This is a genomic window from Mesorhizobium sp. M0909 (genome assembly GCF_040319515.1).
Taxonomy (GTDB): domain Bacteria; phylum Pseudomonadota; class Alphaproteobacteria; order Rhizobiales; family Rhizobiaceae; genus Mesorhizobium.
In genome coordinates, this window is record NZ_JAMYOA010000026.1 from 1 (window position 1) to 23,175 (window position 23,175).

Annotated in this window: 16 protein-coding genes and 8 pseudogenes; 10 read left to right on the top strand and 14 right to left on the bottom strand. The window is 57.8% G+C overall.

Annotation, left to right across the window (positions count from 1 at the left end; translation table 11 throughout):
- Positions 1-453: 453 nt before the first annotated feature.
- A pseudogene (locus NKH83_RS27805) lies at positions 454-800 on the bottom strand (transposase); the annotation flags it as partial.
- Positions 801-826: 26 nt separating this feature from the next.
- Here NKH83_RS27805 and NKH83_RS27810 point away from each other — a divergent pair.
- Positions 827-922: pseudogene (locus tag NKH83_RS27810) on the top strand (transposase); the annotation flags it as partial.
- A 130-nt stretch (positions 923-1,052) separates the two neighbouring features.
- Here NKH83_RS27810 and NKH83_RS27815 read toward each other — a convergent pair.
- From NKH83_RS27815 to NKH83_RS27825, 3 genes are all read right to left on the bottom strand, one after another.
- Positions 1,053-1,781: an FkbM family methyltransferase gene (locus NKH83_RS27815; protein ID WP_352808235.1), complete on the bottom strand. Its 729-nt coding sequence runs from the start codon at positions 1,779-1,781 to the stop codon at positions 1,053-1,055.
- Positions 1,782-2,293: 512 nt separating this feature from the next.
- Positions 2,294-2,707, bottom strand: coding sequence for a transposase (locus NKH83_RS27820; protein WP_352808236.1), 414 nt, complete (start codon positions 2,705-2,707; stop codon positions 2,294-2,296).
- A 15-nt stretch (positions 2,708-2,722) separates the two neighbouring features.
- Positions 2,723-3,079: a transposase gene (locus tag NKH83_RS27825; protein WP_352808237.1), complete on the bottom strand. Its 357-nt coding sequence runs from the start codon at positions 3,077-3,079 to the stop codon at positions 2,723-2,725.
- Positions 3,080-3,188: 109 nt separating this feature from the next.
- Here NKH83_RS27825 and NKH83_RS27830 point away from each other — a divergent pair.
- The 5 genes and pseudogenes from NKH83_RS27830 to NKH83_RS27850 form a co-directional block, all read left to right on the top strand.
- Positions 3,189-3,596: pseudogene (locus NKH83_RS27830) on the top strand (transposase); the annotation flags it as partial.
- A gap of 450 nt (positions 3,597-4,046) precedes the next feature.
- Positions 4,047-5,246, top strand: a pseudogene (locus tag NKH83_RS27835) (ATP-grasp domain-containing protein); the annotation flags it as partial.
- Positions 5,244-5,984, top strand: a pseudogene (locus NKH83_RS31730) (transposase); the annotation flags it as partial. The pseudogenes NKH83_RS27835 and NKH83_RS31730, both read left to right, overlap by 3 nt.
- A 268-nt stretch (positions 5,985-6,252) precedes the next feature.
- Entirely contained in the window at positions 6,253-6,417 is a 165-nt protein-coding gene (locus NKH83_RS27845; RefSeq protein ID WP_352808238.1) for a hypothetical protein, read from the top strand.
- Positions 6,418-6,633: 216 nt separating this feature from the next.
- Positions 6,634-6,678, top strand: a pseudogene (locus NKH83_RS27850) (hypothetical protein); the annotation flags it as partial.
- 14 nt (positions 6,679-6,692) lie between these two features.
- On the opposite strand, the gene NKH83_RS27855 reads toward NKH83_RS27850, so the two are convergent.
- A complete protein-coding gene (locus NKH83_RS27855) occupies positions 6,693-7,271 on the bottom strand; it encodes a hypothetical protein (protein WP_352808291.1) in 579 nt (192 codons plus the stop codon).
- Between the two features lie 8 nt (positions 7,272-7,279).
- A complete protein-coding gene (locus NKH83_RS27860) occupies positions 7,280-7,654 on the bottom strand; it encodes a hypothetical protein (protein ID WP_352808239.1) in 375 nt (124 codons plus the stop codon).
- A 959-nt stretch (positions 7,655-8,613) separates the two neighbouring features.
- On the opposite strand from NKH83_RS27860, the gene NKH83_RS27865 reads away from it, so the two are divergent.
- The 3 genes and pseudogenes from NKH83_RS27865 to NKH83_RS27875 form a co-directional block, all read left to right on the top strand.
- The gene (locus tag NKH83_RS27865; RefSeq protein WP_352808240.1) at positions 8,614-9,993 is read left to right on the top strand and encodes an amidase family protein; all 1,380 of its coding nucleotides are present in this window, start codon (positions 8,614-8,616) and stop codon (positions 9,991-9,993) included.
- A gap of 332 nt (positions 9,994-10,325) precedes the next feature.
- Entirely contained in the window at positions 10,326-10,649 is a 324-nt protein-coding gene (locus NKH83_RS27870; RefSeq protein ID WP_352808241.1) for an RNA-dependent RNA polymerase family protein, read from the top strand.
- Positions 10,650-11,344: 695 nt separating this feature from the next.
- Positions 11,345-11,622, top strand: a pseudogene (locus NKH83_RS27875) (IS21 family transposase); the annotation flags it as partial.
- On the opposite strand, the gene NKH83_RS27880 reads toward NKH83_RS27875, so the two are convergent.
- From NKH83_RS27880 to NKH83_RS27915, 8 genes and pseudogenes are all read right to left on the bottom strand, one after another.
- Complete coding sequence (locus NKH83_RS27880; RefSeq protein WP_352808242.1) at positions 11,607-12,281, bottom strand: histidine phosphatase family protein; 675 nt, start codon at positions 12,279-12,281, stop codon at positions 11,607-11,609. The pseudogene NKH83_RS27875 and the gene NKH83_RS27880 sit on opposite strands and share 16 nt — an antisense overlap.
- A gap of 27 nt (positions 12,282-12,308) precedes the next feature.
- The gene (kdsB, locus tag NKH83_RS27885) at positions 12,309-13,157 is read right to left on the bottom strand and encodes a 3-deoxy-manno-octulosonate cytidylyltransferase (RefSeq protein ID WP_352808243.1); all 849 of its coding nucleotides are present in this window, start codon (positions 13,155-13,157) and stop codon (positions 12,309-12,311) included.
- Positions 13,154-14,416: a sialidase family protein gene (locus tag NKH83_RS27890; protein ID WP_352808244.1), complete on the bottom strand. Its 1,263-nt coding sequence runs from the start codon at positions 14,414-14,416 to the stop codon at positions 13,154-13,156. Before NKH83_RS27890 ends, kdsB begins: the two co-directional genes overlap by 4 nt.
- 87 nt (positions 14,417-14,503) lie before the next feature.
- Positions 14,504-15,460 carry a KpsF/GutQ family sugar-phosphate isomerase gene (locus NKH83_RS27895; RefSeq protein WP_352808245.1) on the bottom strand — a complete coding sequence of 319 codons (957 nt, stop codon included), beginning with the start codon at positions 15,458-15,460 and terminating at the stop codon, positions 14,504-14,506.
- Positions 15,461-15,878: 418 nt separating this feature from the next.
- Positions 15,879-16,667, bottom strand: a pseudogene (locus tag NKH83_RS27900) (transposase); the annotation flags it as partial.
- Between the two features lie 481 nt (positions 16,668-17,148).
- On the bottom strand, positions 17,149-18,153 hold the full coding sequence (locus tag NKH83_RS27905; protein WP_352808246.1) for an alcohol dehydrogenase catalytic domain-containing protein: 1,005 nt from the start codon (positions 18,151-18,153) through the stop codon (positions 17,149-17,151).
- Between the two features lie 15 nt (positions 18,154-18,168).
- The gene (locus NKH83_RS27910) at positions 18,169-19,488 is read right to left on the bottom strand and encodes an aspartate aminotransferase family protein (protein ID WP_352808247.1); all 1,320 of its coding nucleotides are present in this window, start codon (positions 19,486-19,488) and stop codon (positions 18,169-18,171) included.
- Positions 19,489-19,588: 100 nt separating this feature from the next.
- On the bottom strand, positions 19,589-20,872 hold the full coding sequence (locus NKH83_RS27915; protein WP_352808248.1) for a CaiB/BaiF CoA transferase family protein: 1,284 nt from the start codon (positions 20,870-20,872) through the stop codon (positions 19,589-19,591).
- Positions 20,873-21,239: 367 nt separating this feature from the next.
- On the opposite strand from NKH83_RS27915, the gene NKH83_RS27920 reads away from it, so the two are divergent.
- On the top strand, positions 21,240-22,370 hold the full coding sequence (locus tag NKH83_RS27920) for a CaiB/BaiF CoA transferase family protein (RefSeq protein WP_352808249.1): 1,131 nt from the start codon (positions 21,240-21,242) through the stop codon (positions 22,368-22,370).
- The last annotated feature ends 805 nt before the right edge of the window (positions 22,371-23,175 follow it).

The window sequence follows — 23,175 nt, forward strand, 5'->3', positions numbered from 1 at the left end:
GAATTCGCCGCCCGAGCGGAGGACGAAAGCAATCGTCTTCGTGCTGTCAGGACTTTCTCGAGCCTCATCTTTGGATCGTTCTGCAAGTGGGAGATCCGGAGCGTCGGTATTTTCGGTGAGCGTAAGCATGGGACGATGTTTCCTCAGTCCGTGACGCGTTTGCGGATGACCCCGCATGTTCCGTGCCAAACAAGAAAACGGTTAACCAAGCTGATAGATCTGACTCTACTACGCCGCGTATCCGACATTGTTGGAAATCGGACAAGGCGGAGCGTGGTTGAATAGCGAGAAGTTCCGTATTCTAACCAAGGCCCGCGAAGATCGCGAGCGGTGCCCGAGAGCACGATCAATTCATCCTGGACGAAGCTGTCCGCGAGCGGCTGGTCGCAATGATCGCGGACCTTCAATAAGCTCTGAGTAGATCCCCGATACACCAAACCGCGAACGCAACCCGAGCAGGTCGCGGCAGTGGGCAAGCTTTTTGGGCGCGGTACGATTGCCGAGAAAGCCGTAGTAGCGGATGCGATGCAAGCGGCGGGGCAGGACTTGCAACAAGAAGCGGCGAATGAACTCGTCGGCCGAGACGGTCATGACCTTTTCCCGATTGCCGTGCCGATAGTACTTCCAGCGGAAACGAACAGCCGTCCTCGATGTCGATGAGGCGGTTGTTGGAAATGGCGCTGCGGTGCGTGTAGCGGCCGAGGTAGCCGAGGACACTGGTCCGGCGAAGGCGGCTTGGCATAGACATAGCGGCGGCCGGCCAGGTGCAGTTCTTCTCTGGCTTGCAGCCCTGCGAGAGCGCGACGCCATTTCGGCGCTATTTGGCGCCGCCGATCCCAAGTACCTGCGCGCCGAGATTGGCTTCTTCGCCGTGCTGCACACCTGGGGCCAGAACCTGCTTCATCATCCGCATCTGCACTGCCGCCGCAGCCGCCCCCACGACTGATCTCTCTTCCGGCTCGCACTGACGGCCAGTATACTAAGGCCGTCGCCAATCGCGTTAGCTTGCATCATGCTTAACAGGCCGTGAACTGGCGGGACCCTAACAACCGCTAGATTCGAGTAAAGCATGCGTGCGACAGATCGTGAAAACTGGCGCAATAGTCCGATACCGTTCCGCTATTAAGATAGTATAATGTATCAGTGTACAGGCGAATTTTTCGATAGCCAGCCTCAAGAAGTTCTCTGTCTAGGTAGTAAATTTTATAGTAACTTAGGTGCTTATGCTCTATATATATTATTTGTGGTCGGTGTCTATTTAGATCAATTCCGCGAACCACGCTATCATCGTGCCCCTCTGCGTCAATGAATATGGCATCAATCTTGTCTTTTCTTGTATCGTCGATGACTTGAGACACGCGCTTGACTGAAACCTCAATCGGCACAACTATATCCTTTAGGTTTGGTATGCTGTCAGCGTGAAGCATTATAGTTTCTAAGCTAAAGCTCGAAATTTTCAAGCCAAGGTCATTCTCTGTGTTAACATGATAGAATGTAACGATGCCCGGTGAGTCAGAGCATGCACACATCTCAAATTGGATCCCGGTCGTCTCGCGATAGGTTTGCCTTAGACGTTCGAATAGGGTCGGTACAGGCTCTACGATCACACCAGTCCAGCCATATTGTACGATGAAGTCGTGGATTGGATCATCAGTGATCCCGTCATTTCCTCCAACTTGTACAAACGAGAGCGGTGCGTGAATAGCGCTTAGCCTATGAAGGACAGTGTTCTTCACCACCTCTGAGATAGCTGCTAACGCAGATTCGTCAATTTTGGTCATGGCATTGTTTCTCGCAATAACTGATGCACAGGACCGTCTAAGATACAAGAATGTCGTTCGTCGCCACCACTTGACCTATACAATCCAATTATCAAAGTGCAGCGCTGAAGTATTTACCAAATGGCCAAGAGATGGGCGCCACAAGAACCAGTCTCAAAGTTCATGCTAGGACGATATCATGCCTGCTGTCAATCATGTTTACATAACTGTAACAAATGAATATACCTGTCATGAATTCGTTCACCGCATTTTAAAAATCGACACGAAATACTATCATAAGACGCACGACGCGGTTAGCGGACACGCGCTGCTCTGGTCCCCAAAAACTGGATCGTTCGGAACCGGAGTTTTCTGCGGTAGCCTTCTTGGCTGGAAGGAGCGGAAGACCATGAAGGCTTCGAAGCTTTCGGACGCGTAGAAGGCGTTCATTCTGAAGCCGGGAGCAGCTGGCTCCGGTGGCCGAGAGCTGCCGGCGGCGGGAATCAGCCAGGCGACCTACCAGGGGCCTGGACTCATAACCAGAAGCTGACGGTCGCGGCGATGCAGACTGCGGCTAGGAAATTGGTCGCCAGGCGGTCGTATCTGGTTGCGATCCGACGGGAGTCCTTGAGGCGGCAGAACATGCGCTCGATTGCGTTTTCGGTCGCGGTATAGAAAGGGCGAGAAGCAGTTCTTCCAGATGCGATTTGCCTTTGGCGGGATGTTGGCGAAGGCCCCCGTTCACTGATCTGTCGGCAGATGGCGTTGCTGTCGTAGCCCTTGTCAGCGTTGACGAGACCGGTTTCCGGCATCTGTTCGAGAAGGACTTCAACCGCCTTGCAGTCGGCAACCTGGCCGGCGGTGAGCATAAAGGCGACGGGCCGCCACAAGCCGTCGGTCAGAGCATGGATCTTGGTGGCGTCCGCCGCGTGATCGACCGATGGCATGATTGCGTTCCCCCTTTACCCTCTGCCGCGCAACGATGCGCACGCACGCCGAAGAATCGATGAGAAGCTGGGCCGGTGGTTTATCCGCACCGGCGAGGGCATGAAAGATGTCGCTCCATACGCCCTTTGCTGCCCAACACTGGGAGCGTTGTAGAGCGTCTTTCTCGGGCCATAGGCCACAGGCGCATCGACCCACCGCCCGCCGCTCTTGCTGACATGTATGATGTCGCTGATAACCCGGCGGTCATCTACCCGTGGCTTGCCGCGAGTGTCGGTGGGCAGGTGCGGCTTCAGCTTCGCGAACTGTGCGTCCGTCAGCCAGAAATAGTCTCGATTCATCAACAGCCTCCATCTGCGGAGACCGTGAATCATGACAGCCACATCAATGGAAGCCCTTTATGGGTCCGGGCCCTAGTAGTACTGTGTCATAAACTTCGTTTGATTGCGATAATGGAGACTCCGGCTTCAAATGGAGGGAGCGATGGATATCCAAGACGGAATCGAAACGCGTGAATCGCGTTTTGCGACCTATGTCGAGACGCTCGCCTCGGCATTGGGTCATGCCGACCGAGTGGCGCCGCTGAAGGCTTATTGCACCGGCTGCTTTTGCCGGGCGACCGCAAGAGAGTGGAGCCAATGGCAGCGCGGCTGCCTGCGCGTGTTCAGGCGGCGCCCAGTCTCTGCGTCACTTCATGGCGAAAGCGGATTGGTCAGATGATGCCGTGCTTGGCGTCGTGCAGGCGCAGGTTCTGGCGGCACTCGAGCGTCAGGGGCCGATCCGCGCCTGGACCGTCGACGACACCGGCTTTCCCAAGAAGGGGAAGCATTCGGTCGTGTGGCCCGGCAGTATTGCGGCCAACTCGGCAAGCAGAACAACCGCCAGGTTTCTGCATGGGAGCGCCACGACGACAGAGGCGATCCGTCGAGCGATACAGCACCTCGCCCATAGCGCATCCTTTGATTCGGAGGATAAAGATGCCCATCAAACCCGGATCAAACAACTAGGGAGCGCTGGCCAAGCTTACGGAAGACCTCCCACGGCACCACCGCGTTCAGCTTCTCCAGCGGGTCGCCGGCTGTGCTCAGCTGCACATAGGCCTGTCCGGCATCCATTGCCTCCGCGCAAATCACAGGCGAAGTGAATCAGACATCGGCCGGCGAGGTTTTTCGAGATGCCCAACTGGCTAGGCAGGATTTTATGTAAATTTATAGAATCTTAACAACCGCAAATCGGCGACGATGGTACGTTCACTACAACGTCTGAGGTCAGCCCCGGCTGAAAAATATGAGGGCGATTACCTCGACTGCCGCGCAGTACATTATGGAGGGTCGACGGCCAATGGCAAGAAGAGCACTCATTTTGGTGGAAGGTGATCCAACGGGTAATGGCTTGCTATATGTCCAAGCGGCCCAGCGACTTGGACTTCGGCCAATTATCTTGTCAGCTGATCCAGCTCAGTACGACTGTCTTGAGACGGAAAGCATTGAGGCAATCCGGGTCCATACAGACGATCTCCATGCGCTGATCCGCGAATGTTCCCGGCTATGGGCGATTTATGATATTGCTGGCATTACCTGCGCCAAAGAGTGGGTCTGCGCGAGAGTTGCCAAGCTCTGTCGCCGTTTCGATCTGCCGGGGCCTAACCCCGCATCGATTGAACGATGCTGCGATAAATTCACTCAACGTCAACTCCTCGCGGAGGCCGGCGTTTCAATCCCTGCTTATCGCTTGGCAGAAAATGCGGCGGAAGTTGAACGCGCTGCCACGGAGATCGGCCTGCCGGTGGTTGTTAAGCCAGCGGTCGGCAACGGTAGCACCGGTGTCCGATTGTGCCGGGACGTCGACGAGTTGGCCGAACATACGAGCTATCTGTTGGGCGGGAAGCACGTATGGCGGTCTTCGCCGAGGATATTAGTGGAAGAATTCGCACGAGGCTCCCATTATGCGGCTATTATAATGGGAAATGAGGTCATTGGGATTGAGGCCGCTGGCTTCGGCCCCCCACCGCATTTCGTCTATAGTGAGGGCATCTTTCCGGCACCGCTGACTGATGACGAGCATGAGCGTATAGCCGATGTTTCGTTGAGCTGTTTGCAAGCTCTCGGCCTTGGCTGGGGGCCATCCTGCATTGAACTCCGGTGGACGAAGCGTGGCCCAGTCGTCATTGAAGTTAATCCGCGTCTTGGTGGCACTCCTCAACCGGTTCAGTTGGCTTACGGCGTCGATCTCGTCACCGAGCACATCAAGCTTGTCATCGGCGATGAATGGAATTTGCTCAGAAGGCATTCGCAAATTGCGGCTTGGCGGTCCCTGCTTCCTGATCGCGATGGCACTCTCGAGTGGATCGATGGTGACAGTCGGGCGGCTGCCGTGCCGGGTGTCGCCGAGATCAAATTGCAGGTTAAATCCAAGATCCCGATCGTCAGGAAAGGCGATTACCGAGACTCAATGGGAGTTGTTATCGCGGTTTCACCCAGGCTTGCTCAGACCAAGGCGATACTTCAGCGTGCAGTCGACTTGATCGATTGGTCGATCACCGACGCGAACGACGCCGACGGTTTGGCCCATCTTGCAGAAGTAGCGTTCTTCCGTGAGGTGCGGGTGAAAGGATTCGACAGCATGCTGACGCGCACGCTCGTGGCGGCACGCACCCGGCTGGTCAGGATCACGACCGAACTCTCCAACCAGATCCGTGGGCTCATGAAAACGTTCGGGCTGCTCGTTCCTGCGGGCAAGGGAAGCACGTTCGAGAAGAATGTCCGGAGCCTTCTTGTCGATCAGGACCGGCTCGCTCCTATCGTGCTGCCGATGCTGGAGGCTTGGCGCAGCATGCGCATCCGTGCCGCCGAACGCGGGCGTCAGCTTGTTGCCGCTGCGCGCCAAAGCCAGGCGCCAACAGAGCCGGAACTTCTTGAAGTTGTCAGGCTCCTCGATGGCGGTGACGAAAGAGGTTGCGGTGATCGTGCCGACGGCGGGGATCGACATGAGAATGCGGCAGGCCTGGCTCGGGCTGACGACGCGCCGGAGGTCGATTATGACGGTCACATCTCCCGACGCGGCGATCGTCATTTGCGCGGGCTTCACTACGAGGCGGCGGCAGTCATTCTGACACGCAGCTCGACCAACAGCACCCTGCGCACATGGGGCCTCAAGCTCCGCGAAAGGATCGGCTTCGAACGCGCCGCCGTTGCCGTAGCGCGCAAACTGGCGGTCACGATGCATGCGATGCTCAAGACTGGCGAGCTCTTTGATCGCAACGCAGGAGCCACAACATGAAACTGGGGGATAGCGTCCAAGATCTGAGCGCCTGGGACGTCCCTGCCGGGACGTGCGGCCGAGCCATTCCGCTGAGGGGGTTGCACCGCTGACTCAGCAAAGTGCGTCGTCCACATTGAAGGCTCCTCCCGCGAACCTCTATCATGCGGCTGATGTCGACTGCGAAGACAACCGTGTACCCGGCAAACGCATCTCAAAGCGCGAAGATACTTGACGTCCCTGCCGCGATTAGACAACCCCATCACGCTATATCTGCCAGACCCCACGGGTGCTTGCGAACTTGGAAGCGTGGATCCGCCGAAGACTACGCATGTATCTCTGGCGGCAATGGGGGAATGGGCACAACCGCTTCAAGGAACTCCGCCGTCATGGCGTGCCAAAGTTCGGAACTGCGGTTGCCGCCGGTTCACCGACGGGATTCTGGCGCATGTGAGGACACCCGGCGGTCCAACAGGCCCTAGCAACCATTACTTCGAGTCTCTCGGCCTCCCTCGACTCCATGTCTCTGCCCAAGCTCAATCCGATCGAACCGGTTTTATCGCCAGCGCATGGGAGGCTGGGGATGAAACGGACAGCATGGCTACAGGACCGGAGAATGCAGAAGTTTCTGGACGTTTTGCGCCGCTGGGAAGGCGGCCATCTTTCGACGATGGAGGCAGGCGAGTTGCTTGGCATGTCGGAGCGGCAATTTCGCCGCTACCGCGACCGTTACGAAGAGGCTGGGGAAGTTGGGTTGCTCGACCGGCGTTTGGGCAAGATTTCGACCGTCGGGTGCCTGCGGAAGCGATTGAAGAGATGCTGGAGCTTTATCGTCATCGCTACCTTGGCTGGAGTGTGAAGCATTTCCACGAGCACCTGCTGCGCGATCACGACTTCAGCTGGGGCTACACCTTCATCAAGACGCAGCTTCACGCGGCGGGCCTGGTGGGACGGGCCAAGCGGCGCGGTGCTCACCGGCGCAAGCGGGAAAGGAAGCCGTGCGAGGGGATGATGCTGCACCAGGACGGCAGCCGGCATGCCTGGCTGGAAGGCCAGCCGATGCTGGACCTGATCGTGACGATGGACGACGCGACGAGCACGGTCTATTCGGCCTTCCTGATCGAGGAGGAAGGCACGGCGTCGAGCTTTCAGGGACTTCTGGAGACCTTGGTCGCCAAGGGACTGCCGTCGAGCCTCTACACCGATCGCGGCAGCCACTATTTCGTGACGCTCAAGGCCGGCGAGGCGGTCGACAAGAGCCGGCCGACCCAGGTCGGGCGGGCGCTGCGGCAACTGGGCATCGAGCATATCCCGGCCTATTCGCCTGAAGCCAGGGGCCGCTCCGAGCGGATGTTCTCCACTTTGCAGGATCGGCGCCTAAGGAACTGGCGCTGGCCGGCATTGCTGATATCCAGGCCGCCAACCGCTTCATCGCACAGACCTATCTGCCGGCTCACAATGCCCGCTTCGCCAGGCCAGCCGCGGTCGAAGACAGCGCCTTTGTCGCCGCCGACCCGCAACAACTGGCTCAGATCCTGTGCATCGAGGAGGAGCGCGTGGTTGCCCGCGACAACACGATCGCCTTCGCGCGGCTGCGATTGCAGCTGCCGCAGAGCCCGATCCGACATCACTTCGTCAAAGCCACGGTCAAGATCAGGCACTATCCGGATGGCACGCTCGCGGTCTTCCATGGCCCCGCCGCATTGCTCGATACATGCCCGACGGCGCCGCAATCCAAGAGACCTGCCGCACAGGGCAGGCCGCGTGAACCGCTTCGACGCAAAACAGAAGCGGACAAATGATGTGCTACCAAAACCGGACAACTTAAAAAGCTACCGACATTCAAGGTTGGGATGCGCACCGAAAAATCTCGGCTAAAGCGCAGCCTTCTGTCTCTGCAGGAGCTGATGCGGCGAATACGGCATTATAAAATCAGTGATCAGGTTGCGGAAATAAAACCGCGTCCTGCGCGGCCACTATGCCTATTACGATCCGCGAAGCGGGAAGCAACTGCTCGTTAGCAGAGTGCGTAACGAACATAGGAAGATCTCACCTGCGAAACTCATCCTGCGGCGATCAACTTTGCATCGACCGCGTAGACGACCCTGTACCCGGCATACGAACGAACGAGCATCGGCAAAAAGGACGACTGCCTTGCATCTACCCCCTTGACGGTCGGCCGATTAGACGACCCGCTACTGCGACCCAAACTGCGGCTCCCGCATAGGGAACTGCAGGCACTCGCGGTGCTGTGAACTAACTGCCGAAGAGCGTGGTGCGGTAGCTCCGCACGCCACGTTCTGTGGGAACCGGGGGCGGGTGACCGCCTCCGGTGACCCGGTGGGCGGCGTCGCGAGGCGTCCCCCTATCCTGATCAATCTGCATTGCAACAACAATGTCGCGTAGATTTTACGATAACAACACACTCGATCGACTGTTTTTGGTTCAAACTCCGCTTGTGTTTGCGCCAAGCGGGAGTTTTGTGATGTTGCACGGTCGACCGCTTGCGTCCAACGCTGCGGAACTTCGCTTTAACCCGGAACGGAACACCCCCTTTTCCAGCTTTCGGCCGCGATCGGCATCAAAAAAACGTTGAGCTATCAGTATCCATAGAGCGAGGTAGATAATGGACTCTGAGACCATCGGCTTTATGCCTGCCGTCGAGCTGGCCGAGCTGATCCGCACCAAAGAGATTTCGCCCGTCGAGTATATGCGCGTGCTGCTGGCCCGCATTGCCGAGCTGGAGCCCAAGGTGAACGCCTTCGCCTACTTTGCCGCAGATCGCGCGATGAACGATGCGAAAAAGGCGGAAACCGCCCTGATGAGCGGTGTGCGAATCGGACGGTTGCACGGCGTGCCGGTCACGATCAAGGATTCGATCACCAAGGACATGCCGACACGGAACGGCAGCAAGATCGTCGTCCGCGATCAGCCGATCGAGGATGCGCCGCTCGTGTCGCGTCTGCGAGACGAGGGCGCGATCGTCATCGGCAAAACCACCATGCCGGAGTTTGGCTGGACCGGTGTCTCGCGCAGCCCACTCACGGGGATCACCAGCAATCCATGGAAGCTCGGCTACAACGCTGGCGCATCCTCGGCCGGCGCAGGCGCCGCTGCAGCGGCGGGCTATGGGCCTCTGCACCAGGGCAGTGACGGTGCTGGATCGATCCGCATGCCCGCGCATTTCAGCGGTGTGTTTGGACTGAAGCCCAGCTTCGGGCGCGTGCCGAATTATCCACTGCCCGGAAGTGACATGACGAACCACAAAGGGCCGATTACACGCACCGTCGCTGACAGCGCACTGATGCTCGAGGTCATGGCCGGTCCGCATTTCCTCGACTACACGTCCCTAGAGGTGGGGCCTGCCAACTATCTCGCCCTGCTTCGCGACGGCGTGAAGGGCAGGCGCATCGCCTATAGCCCCGATCTGGGTGTCGCTCGCGTCGATCCGGAAGTCACAGAGCTGGTGAAGGCCGCCGTCGCACGCTTTACGGAACTTGGCGCAATTGTTGAGGAAGTAACCATCCCGTGGGCGAAGGACGGACCGGAACTGATCCGGTTCTTCTGGTCCGCCCAAGCGACCGGCCTCGCACAGTACCTACCGAGATGGGAGGCAGAGATGGATCCTGGGCTCGTCGCCTGCATCAAGCATTCAGAGAACGTCTCCGTCGCACGTCATCAAGAGATGCGTGCGCGGAAGATGGTATACGTTGCCAACATCCATCGCTGGTTCCGGGATTGGGACTTTTTAGTGACACCGTCCGCTTCAGTCGCCGCTTTCCCAGCCGAGAAGCTGATGCCCGATCATTGGCCAACGCATCCTTGGGACTGGATTATGTGGGCGGAGTTCTCCTACCCGTTCAACATGTCCTGGAACCCGGCCGCAAGCGTACCATGCGGCTTTACTCCGGCGGGGCTGCCGGTCGGACTGCAGATCGTCGGCAAACGCTTCGACGATCTCGGCGTGCTGCGGGTCTCGGCGGCATTCGAACAGTTGCAGCCATGGGCGAACAAGCGCCCGCGGCTCTGACTAGGTGTTTGATCCGAGGCTCACATCACTGCTGAGGTCAAGAGGTGTGTTAGGCGACATCGTGTTCCTTGAATTAGCAACGGAATCCAGAGCCAGGACCCGATTTGCGTGACACGGTTCGGTTAGTCGAACCAGGTCAAGCTCACAGCTCTCTCCTGCCGCGCAGGGTTCACCTGCTTGCGCGGGCCCGAGGCGGTGATTGAGCGCGCCGGTGCGCGTTACGCGTTTGAATTGCGGCACCCGTGGACGGGCGCTATCGGTTCGATAATCGTAGCGTTAATCCTTCAGTTCCTCCGTCCCCAGCTTCTCGGCCGGGCCATGGACCCTTGCCGATGTCTCTCGGCCAACCGTCCTCTGATGCCTCGAATATAGTGGCCGTTGAGTGGAATGACCCGGAAGCAGTCACAAACGCTTTTAAGAGGTGTCGTGGAGAGATCGCGGCAATTGTTGCCGAGCCGATTATATTCAATGGCTTCTGGAGTTGGGCCCAGCGCTGGCGACAGCGCGAGGCCACCGGCGATATGATAATCGTGCGCTATGCCGATGATGTGGTCGTTGGCTTCGAGCATGAGGGCGACGCTCGTCGCTTTCTCGATGCGATCCGCGCGAGGCTTGAGGAGTTCATGCTGTCGCTCATCCGGACAAGACTCGCCTGATTGAGTTTGGCCTCCTGGCGGCGGTCGACCGCAAGCAGCGCGGGCTCGGCAAACCGGAGACCTTCGCCTTACTGGGGTTCACGTTCATCTGCGGAAAATCACGTCGAGGGCGCTTCCAGCTTCAAAGGAAGACCCGCGGCGACCGCATGCGGGCGAAGCTTCAGGACATTAAGGTCGAGCTGCGACGGCGAATGCACTGGCCGATTCCCAAGCAGGGGAAGTGGCTGGGCCAGACCGTTGGCGGGCACTTCGCATATTTCGCGGTTCCAACGAATATCCGGGCGCCCACGGCGTTCAGGTATCGGGTGATCGACCTTTGGAGGCGTTCGCTTCAGCGACGCAGCCAGAAGGACGGCGCTACGTGGGAACGGATCGCGCAGTTAGCCAACGACTAGCTTCCCAAGCCTTGCAACCTTCATCCATGGCCGAGTGTCCGCTTCGCCGTCAAACACTCGAGTTAGGAGCCACGTGCGGAAAAGCCGCCCGCGTGGATCTGTGCGGGGGGCGCTCAGTAATGAGCGTCCCTACCGCGAAACTCGCGTCAATCAGGATGAGACTCGGCGGCGGGGGTGTGACCAAGGGAGGGCGTAGCCCGACCGGAGTTACACTCCCGCAGCGGCGCAATTTTTCGGCGTCTCATGATCGCGGTTGGCCCGGTAGCGTGGGTGATTTTCTGAGAATGGAGAATCACCTTCGTGCCGGGTCGCCATGTAACCCGATCATTCAGACGAGGCTTTTTATGAAGTACCGACAAAACAATTCCATTGAGGCGTCGATCAGCCGGGCGACAGCTTACCGCATCGAGAAGGAAGCGCGTCTTCCATCGCAGAGCAGGCCGCCGCGCGACCGGCGTCGCCCCGATCCTCTTGAGCATATCTTCGCTGCTGAGATTGTTCCGCTCCTCAAGGCCGCCCCCGGCATCCGTGCGGTCGCCGTTTACAATGAGATGCTGCGGCATCATCCGGCCTTAGCCAACAGCTCTGACAAATGATCCGGATCTGGTGCAATGTTCCATGCGTTGACCCGGCAGTTTCCCTGCAGTACCTCAAGAATGCAGATATGACCTGTGGCGACCTTGCCATATAGCGTACTGCCGGCAAGCCGCAGGAAGTAGCGCAGCACGCCGTTGCTCGTCACGGCGAGGACCGCGCTATCCTCTCCCTGCGTCCGAGGGAGCTGCCCCACAAAGGTCGTGACGCCATGTGCCAACGTGGCCTCGGAAGGGCTCCAACCAGGCGATTCAGGCCACGCGCCGCTGCGTTCCCACGCGTCCAATTCCTCCCCTCCGAATTGATCTATGATCTCCTGACTGCTAAAACCCTCCCATGCACCATAGTCGATCTCGGCTAGACTCGGGTCAACAATTGGTAGGGACGCGCCACCGATCCGCTCCGCGATGATCTCAGCATACTCACGCGTGCGCCGTAGCGGTCCGCAATAGAGTCCAACGAGCCTAACACCCGACTGGCACAGAGTGTTTCCGAGATCTTGAGCCTGGCGGCAGCCCTCTCCTGTAAGCGGGAGGTCGGTTCTGCGGCCGACCCAAACGACCTTATCGCCGGGCTCAAAAGTGTTGCCGTGACGGCTGAGGATAAGCTTCATAGATAGTGGCCGCTTTGTATTGCAGATCATACCGTCTATCGGGCTGGCGGGTCTGCCTCAAGCCGCAACGAGATCGCCCTCTTTGCCGATGATCGCCTCAACGCGCTTCAAATCATCTGGGCTGTCGACAGCCCAGTGAGTCCGACCGCCATAGTCGACTTCGAGAACGCGGACAGGTATCCCATGCTCGAGCGCGCGCAATTGCTCAAGTTTCTCAGAACGTTCGAGGGGACCGGATTCGAAACTGATATACTGGCACAGGGTTTCGTAGCGGTACGCGTAGAGTCCGATATGGCGAAAGACCGGCAAGGGATCCGAATAATTGCCTTGTCCATCATTGCGCATGAACGGGATGATGGATTTCGAGAAATAGAGGGCGTTCCAGCGTCGGTCGAAAGTCACAGTTGTGCCTCCGACCTCGCCGTGCCCTTTGGCCGTGCGCAAAGCGTCATAACTGCGCTTGTCCATCCGCACCGCGGCAGTAGCGATCTCCACTGTCGGGTCGCGGCGCATCTCATCGATCAAAGCGGCAATGACCCACGGCGGCGTCAGGACAGCGTCACCCTGAAGGTTCACTATGACGGCAGGCGTCGTGGAAAGCATCTGGGCTGCTTTCAGGACCCGCTCGGTGCCATTTGTGCATTCCTTCGGGGTTGTCACCACGGCTCCGCCAAAGCTTCGAACATGCTCGGCGATGCGCTCGTCGTCAGTGGCGATGCAAACCTCATCTACGTCAGATACTGCACGGGCCAACGACCAGACACGATTGATCATCGTCCGGCCAGTGATCATCGCGAGCGGCTTGCCGAGGAAGCGGCTCGAGCCGTAGCGGGCGGGAATGATGATAGCGACTGGACTCGAAGTTCTGGGCATGTTTTCCCCACTCTCAGAAATGCAAAAGATCAATAGACGAGGTTGCGGAATTCCTTGACGCGATGAAACGTGATCAGGTTCGTGTATTGAGGGTCCCTCCCCTCGTCATCCCCTGACCGGCACAACACGAGAAGATCATTGCCGTCGACCGCCATGCTCGCGTAGTTCCGTGCGTGACGCTCGGTCTGACCCGCGGCGACAAGTCCGGCAAAGCACCAATCGATGCAATTTCTGGAGAAGTGAAGTTGCAGCCTATGGCGCTCATTGTTCGGCAAATTGTAGCGCGCCTCCGATATGTGCGTGAGGCGCACCATAGAGTCGGTCGCTTGTGAACTCAGCAACCAGTAGAGCCGCGTCTTGTCATCATAAAGCAAAAAGAATTTCATATGGCCTCCCGGAAATGGGACGAAGAGAGCCCTTTTTCCCGACGGCATGATTTCTAATGCTGTGGTCAGACGACCATCATCCTGCTCAATGACCTTCACCAGGGCAGCATAGCCCGTTCCACCCGTGTTCGTGCGCAAGAAAACGTGCAACGTCCGCCCGCCCGGATCGTGCCACAGATGTGAGGGATCGAAAAACCGGACGATATTCGGTTCAAGCCAGCCCATCGGTGCACACAAGCGTCCCGATCCGAGCTCGGCCGAAGCTCGGGGTGGCGTGCTATAGAACGGTATACCAAAAAGATCGAAATCCCTCGATGAGACTATCTCGTTGAACGCGAGGGACTCTGAGAGAGTCCAGCTCTCACGGTCTAGAAGATCGTGGTCAATTCTAGCGCGCAACACCCGCGGTGCCAAACCGGCTGTATTCCATCCGTCGATTGCAAGATCGCGCCGCTCGTCCAAGGCGAGGTAGAGGTACCCATTCGCGTAATGCACGTTGCAGGACGACCCGTGCCATTTCATATTTGAGGTTAGCGCGACCGGCGCGCTCCACGTCTCCCCGTCATCGTCGGAACGCATGATCATGAGGTCGCCGGCATGACCAAGGATGTAGAGCCGCCCGCCAGCTGTGAATGGCCGGGCGTGCCAGAATGGAAAGGTATTTCGCTCAGCCCAGGAACAGCCCCCATCATCGGACACATAGACCATGCCCATTCCGAAGCGCGTACCTCCCGCGCGAGATCCCTTCGGCCCGAGGAGATCCCTGACCCCGGCACCGCCGAGATCAAAGGTGGCTACCACTCTTCGGCTCGCCGTCACGACAATGCCCGGCGTGTAGCAGTATACATCTTGTGGCCGCTCGGACCGGTAGACAATCTCGAAGTCATCCGCCAAGGCGCGCATCATCGAAGCCCTGCTCAGATCCCCAGTGCCGCCAAGAGAGCCGTTGTGAGACCGTCCTCGAATGATCGCCAATTGCACAACTTTCATCACTCAACATGGCTTCAGCACGTCCTGACGAGATATCAGGCCGGCGAACTTGTCCTGGTCGTCAAGCACGGGTATCAACTCGACCTCGTGCTGACGGAAGAGCTGCGCGGCTTGATCGAGAAATGCGCGCCCGGAAATTGTGTTGAGCGGCGGCTGCATGTGCCGCTTCACCGGATCGCTAAGGTCTGGAGGGGCGCCACACTCGGCTAATCGACCGATGGACTCCCCGTTCAAAGTCCCGACGACGTTGCCTCCCTCGTCGACGACTGCGGCGACGCCTAACTTTCGGGAGGCGCGGCACATTGACAAGAGCACCAGCGACAGCGGTGTATCTGGCCGGAACACAGGAATCGCTTCAAGCGGCCACATCAGGTCGCGCACTGGCATCAGCTCCCGTCCGAGACTTCCACCCGGGTGAAGACGTGCGAAGTCATGGCGCGTGAACCCACGCCGCTCCTGCAGGACAAGCGCTAGGGCATCCCCCATTACCGCCATAGCCGTCGTCGAGGTAGTCGGAGCAAGGCCAAGTGCGCATGCTTCCTGGATCGACCCGATATCGATCACCACGTCGGCAGCCTGTGCCAGCGACGAGGTGGCGCGCCCCGTGATCGCGGCAACGATGACAGGAAGCTGCCGGACAGCACGGATGAGCTGCATAAGCTCCGCAGTCTCGCCAGAATTGGACAGCGCGAGAATGACATCCCCGTCACGCACGCGCCCGAGATCTCCATGCAAGGCGTCGACCGGGTCGAGCGTGATCGATCGAGTGCCAGTCGATGCGAGAACTGCGGAGATCTTTTCTCCAACCAGTCGCGACTTGCCGACACCGCACACTATGACAATACCAGTTGAAGAAAGGATGTAGTCCGCGAGCACGCAGATATGGTCGTCGACCCTGTTCGAGAGGGTTTCCAACGCGGCAGCCTCTTGGCTGATGATGGCCTTGGCTCGCTCAAGCATGACTATTTTGCTGCTAAGATCCCTGCCAGATTCGGTATATTGCTGAGCGGGCTCTCCATGGGGACGGGGGACTGTACTTCTGTAGCCAACAAGTGTCATGATATCGGCCTCGATCGAATTGGTTGCTGTCCTTGTGACCTCGAATAGAGGCTGTATAGCGGTCAATCAGAAAATGGGGATGATCTTTTGATTAAATTAGTGCTGCAGTTTCGTAACTGGGCAGCATTGACCTGACACTCGTCGCTTCGTCGTTCGCATGCGAGCGTTGAAAGCAGCCGTGGATGCGATCTCCCAGCTCGATTTGAGTGCTCAGAAGGAGATCGTGCCGGACCATAGACCACCTCACTTGCCAGATTGGGGCCAGGACAATGGCAGATTGCGATGTGGCCCTGTTTGGAACGTCACGGAAGAGCGGCCGGCGGCCAATATCGCCGTTGCGGCATTTGAGTTCGAGATGGTCCGAGCACCAGCGGATGTTGGAGCGGAGCGCGATGACGACACCGTCATGGGTTCGGGGCCGGGCGGTAGGCGGTATGGCGCGTCAGAACCAGACGATTGGTCTTCATGATGCGCAGCACCGCTTGCGGTTGATAGGCGGCAAGGCCGTGATGCGCCGATAGCCATAGGTCGGACCGCCGGTCGACCAGCCTGTGGATGATGGGCAGCGCGGCAGCATCGCCAGGCTTGGCGTATGGCTTACGCATCGCAGGGCTTTCGAGAGGGTGTTTCGGTGTTTCCCCGTCTGCTCGGCAAGGTTGGAGCGGGAGACGCCGATTGTGTCCGAGACAGTCTTCACAGCGAACCGTCCTTGTCGAGCGAGGCGAGCCGCAACGCTGACTTTTGGAGGCGGCGAGATCGAGCGCCTCCTTGAGGATCTCGACCTCCATGGTCTTGCGGCCAAGCATGCGCTCCAGATCGCGCACGCGTTTCTCGGAGCTCCCGCACACGGGCTGCGCCAACCACATCGTCATCGGCCTGAACCGCTGTCGCGCCGCCTTCGAACATGCGCCGCTTCCAGGCAAAGAGCTGGCTGGGCGAAATGCCCGCCCGGCGTGCCGCATAGGACACCGACATGCCCGTGCTGCATGGACTCCTCGACGAGGCGGACCTTCTCGGTTGTCGTCCAGCGCCGCCAACGCTACACCGAGGTGATCACTTCAACACGCGGCAGATGGGAGAACGGATCGGAATTCATAGTCATAGTCATGATCATAGGCGTTTGCCTATGTCTTATCGGCTATGCGGGGTGCGCTCCAGAAGCCTATCGACAAGCCACTCACAGTCATCTCGGTCGCGTCAGGGGGCGATGAATGCCGCAGCTCCGCGCTCGGCCGCCATATACAAACTCACTGGGCCTTGCGGGTTTGCGGGCGGTTTGCGTGGGACTACAAATCCTGCTGCATAAGCATTGCCCGGCCACGACTGTCTGACCGTAACGGGCGAGATTGTCGCCCCTGTTCCACAGGGTTTAACGCTGCCGGCCGAGTTCGACGTTCGACGGCAATCGTCTTCCACACCAAGGCAATCGTTTACGCCATGCTGTTCAAGACCACAGTCGAGACGGCGTGCACGATCGCTGCCGATCCCAGACATCTCGCGCGGAGATCGGTCTCGGTCGTAGTGATGCGGGGACAGCCTCGACCTGTTATTCAGCGTCTTCGGCAACTGACAGTTATAACCATGAATAATCATTCCATCGATATTATTTTCTTATTCTCAGGAATAGATTCGTAATCAGTGAATACCTTGTCAATATTACTGAGGGGGTGGAAGCTGAGCAGGCGGTCGTGATCCGGTCCCCAACTCCTTTTCATCAAAGCAGCTGCCCTAACGAAGGAATCACCATGTCCATTCAGGTGGACAAAGTAGATGTTAGGCTGCTTCCACGGGAGCCTGTCGGGGATAGCCGGCTCATCGGAGTGGTACCTACTCACGACAACCAGCCTACCGAGCTTCGCCAACCGAGCGCAGCCGTGAAGGAAGCCGTCCGAACTGCCGGTGGCTTCGAAAACTACGCTGAACACACGGTCATCGGCGCTTTCCAATATCTTAATTCGGCTCGGATAAAGATCCTTTAAGGCGGCCATCTTCGAGTGCGCCTTGTCATAGATCCATATTTCGCCACTTTGTGTCTCAAGGAGATTGAAGGCCAGTAACGTGCCGATACCGCCGGTGCCGAGTACAAGTGTGGCCTCGTCAGCTAGCGTGCATTTGGAGATGTCCGCGGCATTTATCGCGACGGATAATGGCTCGACCAATGCCCCTAGATGGCGGGATCTGTATTCCGGAAGTTTAACAACGTACGAAGCTTTTATATCGATGAAATTCGCATAGCCTCGATTTGAGTACCGATTTATCGTCGCCCTCTCACACAAATGACCAGCGCCTATCCTGCAATAATGGCAGGAACCGCATCGATAATTCGGATCAATCGCCACAAAATCTCCCGCCTGATAGGGCCTGACCTGGTCTCCGACTGCGACAATAGTGCCGCAGTGCTCGTGACCGAGACTGATGGGATAACCTTCATCGCGGTGGCCCAGATAGAACGATCTATCTGTCCCGCAGACCCCGCAGAATTCGATCCTTAGTCGTACGAAGTCTAGGGGGAGGTCCTCGCTCAGCGCATCGCACGTCAGGATTAAACGGCGCGGAGAAACAAGGCGAGCGACATTGTTGGATCGTACGGGCATAATGCATCCCCTGTGTTATCGTGACGAGAGGCTTTGAAGCGCATCCCGCGCAGCATCGACAGTGATTGCTATGTCGTTGGCGGAGTGCGCTGCGGACAGGTACCAGAGGCCTTCTGGCGTGATCCGGACACCTCGATCCTGCAATGCGAGGTGCCATGCGCGTTGGAGGCTAAAATCTAGACCTTCGGCTGCCGAACGATGGTTGATGACCTGCGTGGACGCGGCCCTGAAGGCTGTAGTGACTGCACCTGGGCTCGCCCGAACAAGAAGAGGTAGCTGAGTTTGACCTTCTAGATCTCTGAGGCCCCGTTCGAGCAACGCTGTCTGGTGATGTATACGCTGAAGCTTTGCGCCGGAACTCGCCGCCAAAAGTGTCAGATGCCTCAACGCTCCCACGACGGCAGGCGGATACGCATTATAGGTTCCTGTGTGCACGGTATTGGTTTCGACGAGTCGCTTCATAACATCCCTTCGACCAGCAAAGGCAGCGAGACAGACGCCTCCGCTTAGTGCCTTTGCAAACGCGCTTAGATCTGCGGCGACGCCAAAGTGCTCTACAGCTCCTCCGAGCGAAGTACGAAAGCCGGATTGGACCTCGTCGAAAACCAACAGTGCGCCGTTCGCGTCGCATTGTTCTCGAAGAAACCTGAGAAACCCTTCGAACGGTTGGATATTGCTCCAGAAGCCATTGAACATAATTGGCTCGGTAATGACCGCCGCAACTTCTCCACGACATTTCTCAAAGGCATTTGTGACTGCTTCCGGGTCATTCCATTCGACGGCCAATATGTTCGAGGCATCAGAGGAGGGCTGGCCGAGAGACATCGGCACGGGTAAAGATCGACCCTCCGGGCTATCATTCACGCCCGAAAATCCCCAGGCTATGCCATCATACCATCCATGATAGTGGCCGATGAATCTGATAATTTTGTCTCGACCAGTTGCGGATCGAGCGAGTCGAATGCAAGCATGTATTGCCTCTGAACCAGAATTGCAAAACCTGACCATTTCGGCATTGTTAACAAGCGAACAAATTAACTCTGCAAGTTCTATCTCTGCCTCTATCTGACCTGCAAAGAATTGGCTCACTTGAAGTTGACGGTATATCGCATCTATGAGCTCTGGTTCTCCGTGACCAAGGATCAGTGGTCCCCTGCCCAACACGTAATCAATGTATTCGTTGCCATCCACATCCCACACTCGAGCACCATCACCTCGCGCGTAGTAGAGAGGGAACGGCGTCCAATTCGCTCGATTTCCGCTCGAAACACCTCCTGGGATGACAGCGCGCGCTCTCAGGAGGAGAGCTTCGGATCGAGTATACGAATTGCTCATTTTGCCTGCCAATGGTCAGAAAATAAAGCGCACGAAGTTCTCAAGGCGGAAGAACAAGATTTGCTCTGAAGCGATGGATCTTGAACAAGACGGGACATTGCTATTTCCGATCCTCCAGCCTGCCGGGAACACGAATTGCGCCGCCGGCAATCAGCGCATCGATACGCTCTTGATCGATGCCAGTCTCCCGCAGAACCTCGACCGTATGCTCGCCCAAATCGGGCGCAGGGCGATCAAAAATGAGCGAGGAGCCGGAGAGCTTGAGGGGCTCTAGTATGACACGATAGCGGCCCCCGTAGCTGTGCTTGACCTCGCGGACTAGTTCGTTGGCCACATCGGGATCCGCCAGCGCCTGATCGATGCTGCGTACGGGGGCTAACAGGATACCAGTGGGTGCGAGGCGCGTAACCGCATCATCGCTTGTCAGCTGAAGCAGCCGGTCTGACAATATACCGGCGATCTTGTCCCGGTTTGTCCAAGGGCCCTTCTCCTCCAACAGCGGTAAGATCTGGTCGCTGAGGCCCAACACGGCGGCAATATCGGGAAGGGATTCGGGGTAAGCGACAACAGCAATCGCCCCGTCTAAGGTGGAATAGATGCCGTAAGGCGCCGGCTGGTGACTGTGGCTAATGCCGTTTCTGCCTCTACTTGCCTGTCCCTGTGCGTTCAGCGCATAGCTAGACTCCGATGCCAACAAGTGAAGCGCGCACGACATCATATCCACGCGCACCCATTGACCGAGCCCTGTATGGTCGCGCTGGCGCAACGCCGCCTGAATGCCGATAACCGCCTGCGATGCCGTATAGGTATCAACGATATAGGCGCCGGCGGGAATGGGCGGACCATCGGCTGGCCCGCCGAGGCTAGCGATGCCGGACAGGGCTTGGATAATCAGATCCTGCCCCGGCTTGTCGCGGCTGGGACCGGCCGGATCGTAAGCCGCGATCGAGCAATAGATGAGGCTGGGGTGTTCGGCAATAAGTTCGCCGCTGCACAATCCCATCCGCTTTAAAGCCCCCGGCCGGAAATTCTCGAGAATGACATCCGCCTGGGAGATCATCTGGCGGATAATCGCCTGTCCGTCCGGCCGTTTCAGATCAATAGACAGTGAACGCTGGTTGCGATTTAGGCCTAGGAAATAAGGACTGGGTGCGTCGGGAGCCGCCGTCGACTCCTTGATCCCCCTACGCTGATAATCGCCACTCGGAGCCTCTATCTTGATGACCTCCGCCCCAAGCGAACCGAGATACTGCGCCGCGATTGGCCCCGCGGCATAGTGCGTGAATGCCAAGACGCGAATACCGGTCAGTGGACGCACGTCACTGTCCAGCGCGCGGGCTTTCGCTCCTCTATTAGCCGTCACTTTGGCTTTCTTGGCACCCATAACTTTCTCCTGCATTGCCTCGCAACCTAGATGACTCGACACCCCAAGCGCGCTCTAAGCGCAAGCGGTTCCCCCGGCATAAATATCCAAACCGTGAGGATGCGGTAATTTTGCAAACTCAAGTGCCCTGATAGCCTGAAGTCGCCCTCACGAATGTGAAAGTTAATTGAATTCTCTGTTACGTCGCGATGTCGAAGTACATTAATGGCATTTTTGCGGGCCATGGCGACCGAATTGCCGCAGGCCGTTCAACGTTAATCCAATCCAACATGTTACGGTCTTTTACGAACTATTGTCATTATCGTAACATATATTGCGGTAAGCTTGGCGCTCAAAGTGTGTTCAACATTATTAAATGGAGCTTCTCGTGATCGGATCACCACTTGAAGGAGTGAGCGTGCTAAGTCTCGCAGAACAATATCCTGGTCCATATGCAACCCTGCTACTGGCAGACCTAGGCGCAGATGTCACTCTGATCGAGAGGCCCAACGGCGGTGATCCCGCTCGCAAGCTCAAAAGCCTCTTTTCCTCCCTGAGCCGCAACAAGCGAAGTGTTGTCCTTGATCTCAAGTCAGCGGCCGGTCGGGACTCGTTGTTCGAGTTGAGCAAAACTGCGGACGTTCTCATCGAAGGCTATAGGCCCGGCGTAATGAAAAAGCTCGGATTGAGCTACGCAGAACTCACTCCAATAAATCGCCGTCTGATATATCTCTCCTTGACCGGTTTCGGCCAAAAGGGCCCTTACCGCAGACGCCCGGTTCACGACCTCTCCTGCCAAGGGTTGGCTGGGGTTCTCTTTCAGCAGCCTCGAACTGGACGCTTGGAGAAACCGTTTCAACTGCCCGTCGCCGATCTCGCCTCGGGTACACTGGCGGCGTTTGGTGTGGTTTCGGCTTTGCTGGCGCGGGAACGAACCGGGCACGGCTGCTACGTCGATCTTGCTATGACCGATAGCCTGGTATCATGGATGACCGCGTATCACTATGCGACTTTAAACGGAAGACCAATGGCAGAGGTATACGAGGAAGAACCGGCCTATGGAACATTTACTTGCGCGGACAACAAAATGATTACGCTGAGCATCGCTAACGAGGATCACTACTGGCAGGCTCTGTGCCAAAGTACTGGTCTGGCACATCTGACCTCCGCAAATCATCAGGACCGCGTGCAACATGCTGCTGACCATCGCGCGCAACTTGCCGCTGCGATCGCAAAGCAAACGCTGGAAGCCTGGGCAGGTCTTTTCGATGCTATGGAAATTCCTTGGGGGCATGTCCATGACCTGAAGGACGTCGCAGGAGATCCGCAGTTGCGCACGCGAGACCTATTTGTCCGGCTCAGCCCCGAAGATGGCGGCGAATGGCATGTGAACCAACCACTACAATTCAACTGCTACAAAACTGGAATCCGGCTTCCCCCGCCGCAGCTCGGTGAGCACACTCGAGAAATCTTGTCCCGTTGCTCAGCCCGACCGTGCTCCGATGAAAACAGTAAATAGCCCGAATTGATCAGTCGCATTCGGCGGCATCACCCATCAGACCGTCCCAAACTGGCTGAGAAATTCGGGGGCCAGTGAGTTGGCGCCCCGTAAGCGTCCATTTGGTGCCGTGTTTCGTGGACCGGAAGCACGCGACACTCTCGCAAAGATTCTTCGCGGAAGTGGATTGCAATCTGAACCCAAGCCCGGACCTGAAAGTATCCAGTTATCAAAGGCGTAGTCGGTCGGCTGGACGAGAGACCGCTGTGCCGGCGCCAGTCGGCAGAGGCAAATGCGGTGCAAGGCCGTGCGGCGAGAGTGTCGACAGCGACGGGCTGGAGATCGCCATCGGCGACGCGACGAACGGGTAGGCAGGGGCGTTGCCCCGGCGCTTCTGCTGGAGGCGGTCCGGGCGGTACCTGCGGCACGTCAAGGCGAAGCGCCGAGGTCGGTCGAGCTCGGCCGGATAGGCCGTGGCGAAATGGCTCACCGGGCGGAAAGTGGCGCTCAAGGTTGGCAAAATGCGCATGTCACCACGACGCGCAGCGCTTCTGCCCAGTCCCGACCAATTTCGACGTCTTTATGGGCGCAGGACGGAACGCTCCGCATCACGACAGCCGGCCGATGGGAGAAGCCCGCCATGACCTCCCTCACAGCAATTACAGAAGCTTCAGAACGCCTATCCACTCGACAAATCCCGACAGTAGAGATTGGTTGCCTGGATTTTAGCAGGAATGGCGGACGGGATTCCTCGGAAAGCGGCGTTCACGCGTCGTGCAACCGCAAGCGCTGTCTGATGTCTGACTATGTCGGATACGCGATGTAG

Bases quoted from the DNA above. Each gene is read 5' to 3' on its own strand.
- NKH83_RS27915 (WP_352808248.1), bottom strand. From the start codon at position 20,872: ATGGGTGCCAAGAAAGCCAAAGTGACGGCTAATAGAGGAGCGAAAGCC.
- NKH83_RS27870 (WP_352808241.1), top strand. From the start codon at position 10,326: ATGTCTCTCGGCCAACCGTCCTCTGATGCCTCGAATATAGTGGCCGTT.
- NKH83_RS27820 (WP_352808236.1), bottom strand. From the start codon at position 2,707: ATGCCATCGGTCGATCACGCGGCGGACGCCACCAAGATCCATGCTCTG.
- NKH83_RS27910 (WP_352808247.1), bottom strand. From the start codon at position 19,488: ATGAGCAATTCGTATACTCGATCCGAAGCTCTCCTCCTGAGAGCGCGC.
- NKH83_RS27825 (WP_352808237.1), bottom strand. From the start codon at position 3,079: ATGATTCACGGTCTCCGCAGATGGAGGCTGTTGATGAATCGAGACTAT.
- NKH83_RS27855 (WP_352808291.1), bottom strand. From the start codon at position 7,271: ATGCTCGATGCCCAGTTGCCGCAGCGCCCGCCCGACCTGGGTCGGCCG.
- NKH83_RS27905 (WP_352808246.1), bottom strand. From the start codon at position 18,153: ATGCCCGTACGATCCAACAATGTCGCTCGCCTTGTTTCTCCGCGCCGT.
- NKH83_RS27890 (WP_352808244.1), bottom strand. From the start codon at position 14,416: ATGATGCGCGCCTTGGCGGATGACTTCGAGATTGTCTACCGGTCCGAG.
- NKH83_RS27895 (WP_352808245.1), bottom strand. From the start codon at position 15,460: ATGCTTGAGCGAGCCAAGGCCATCATCAGCCAAGAGGCTGCCGCGTTG.
- NKH83_RS27815 (WP_352808235.1), bottom strand. From the start codon at position 1,781: ATGACCAAAATTGACGAATCTGCGTTAGCAGCTATCTCAGAGGTGGTG.
- NKH83_RS27865 (WP_352808240.1), top strand. From the start codon at position 8,614: ATGCCTGCCGTCGAGCTGGCCGAGCTGATCCGCACCAAAGAGATTTCG.
- NKH83_RS27860 (WP_352808239.1), bottom strand. From the start codon at position 7,654: ATGGAAGACCGCGAGCGTGCCATCCGGATAGTGCCTGATCTTGACCGT.
- NKH83_RS27880 (WP_352808242.1), bottom strand. From the start codon at position 12,281: ATGATCTGCAATACAAAGCGGCCACTATCTATGAAGCTTATCCTCAGC.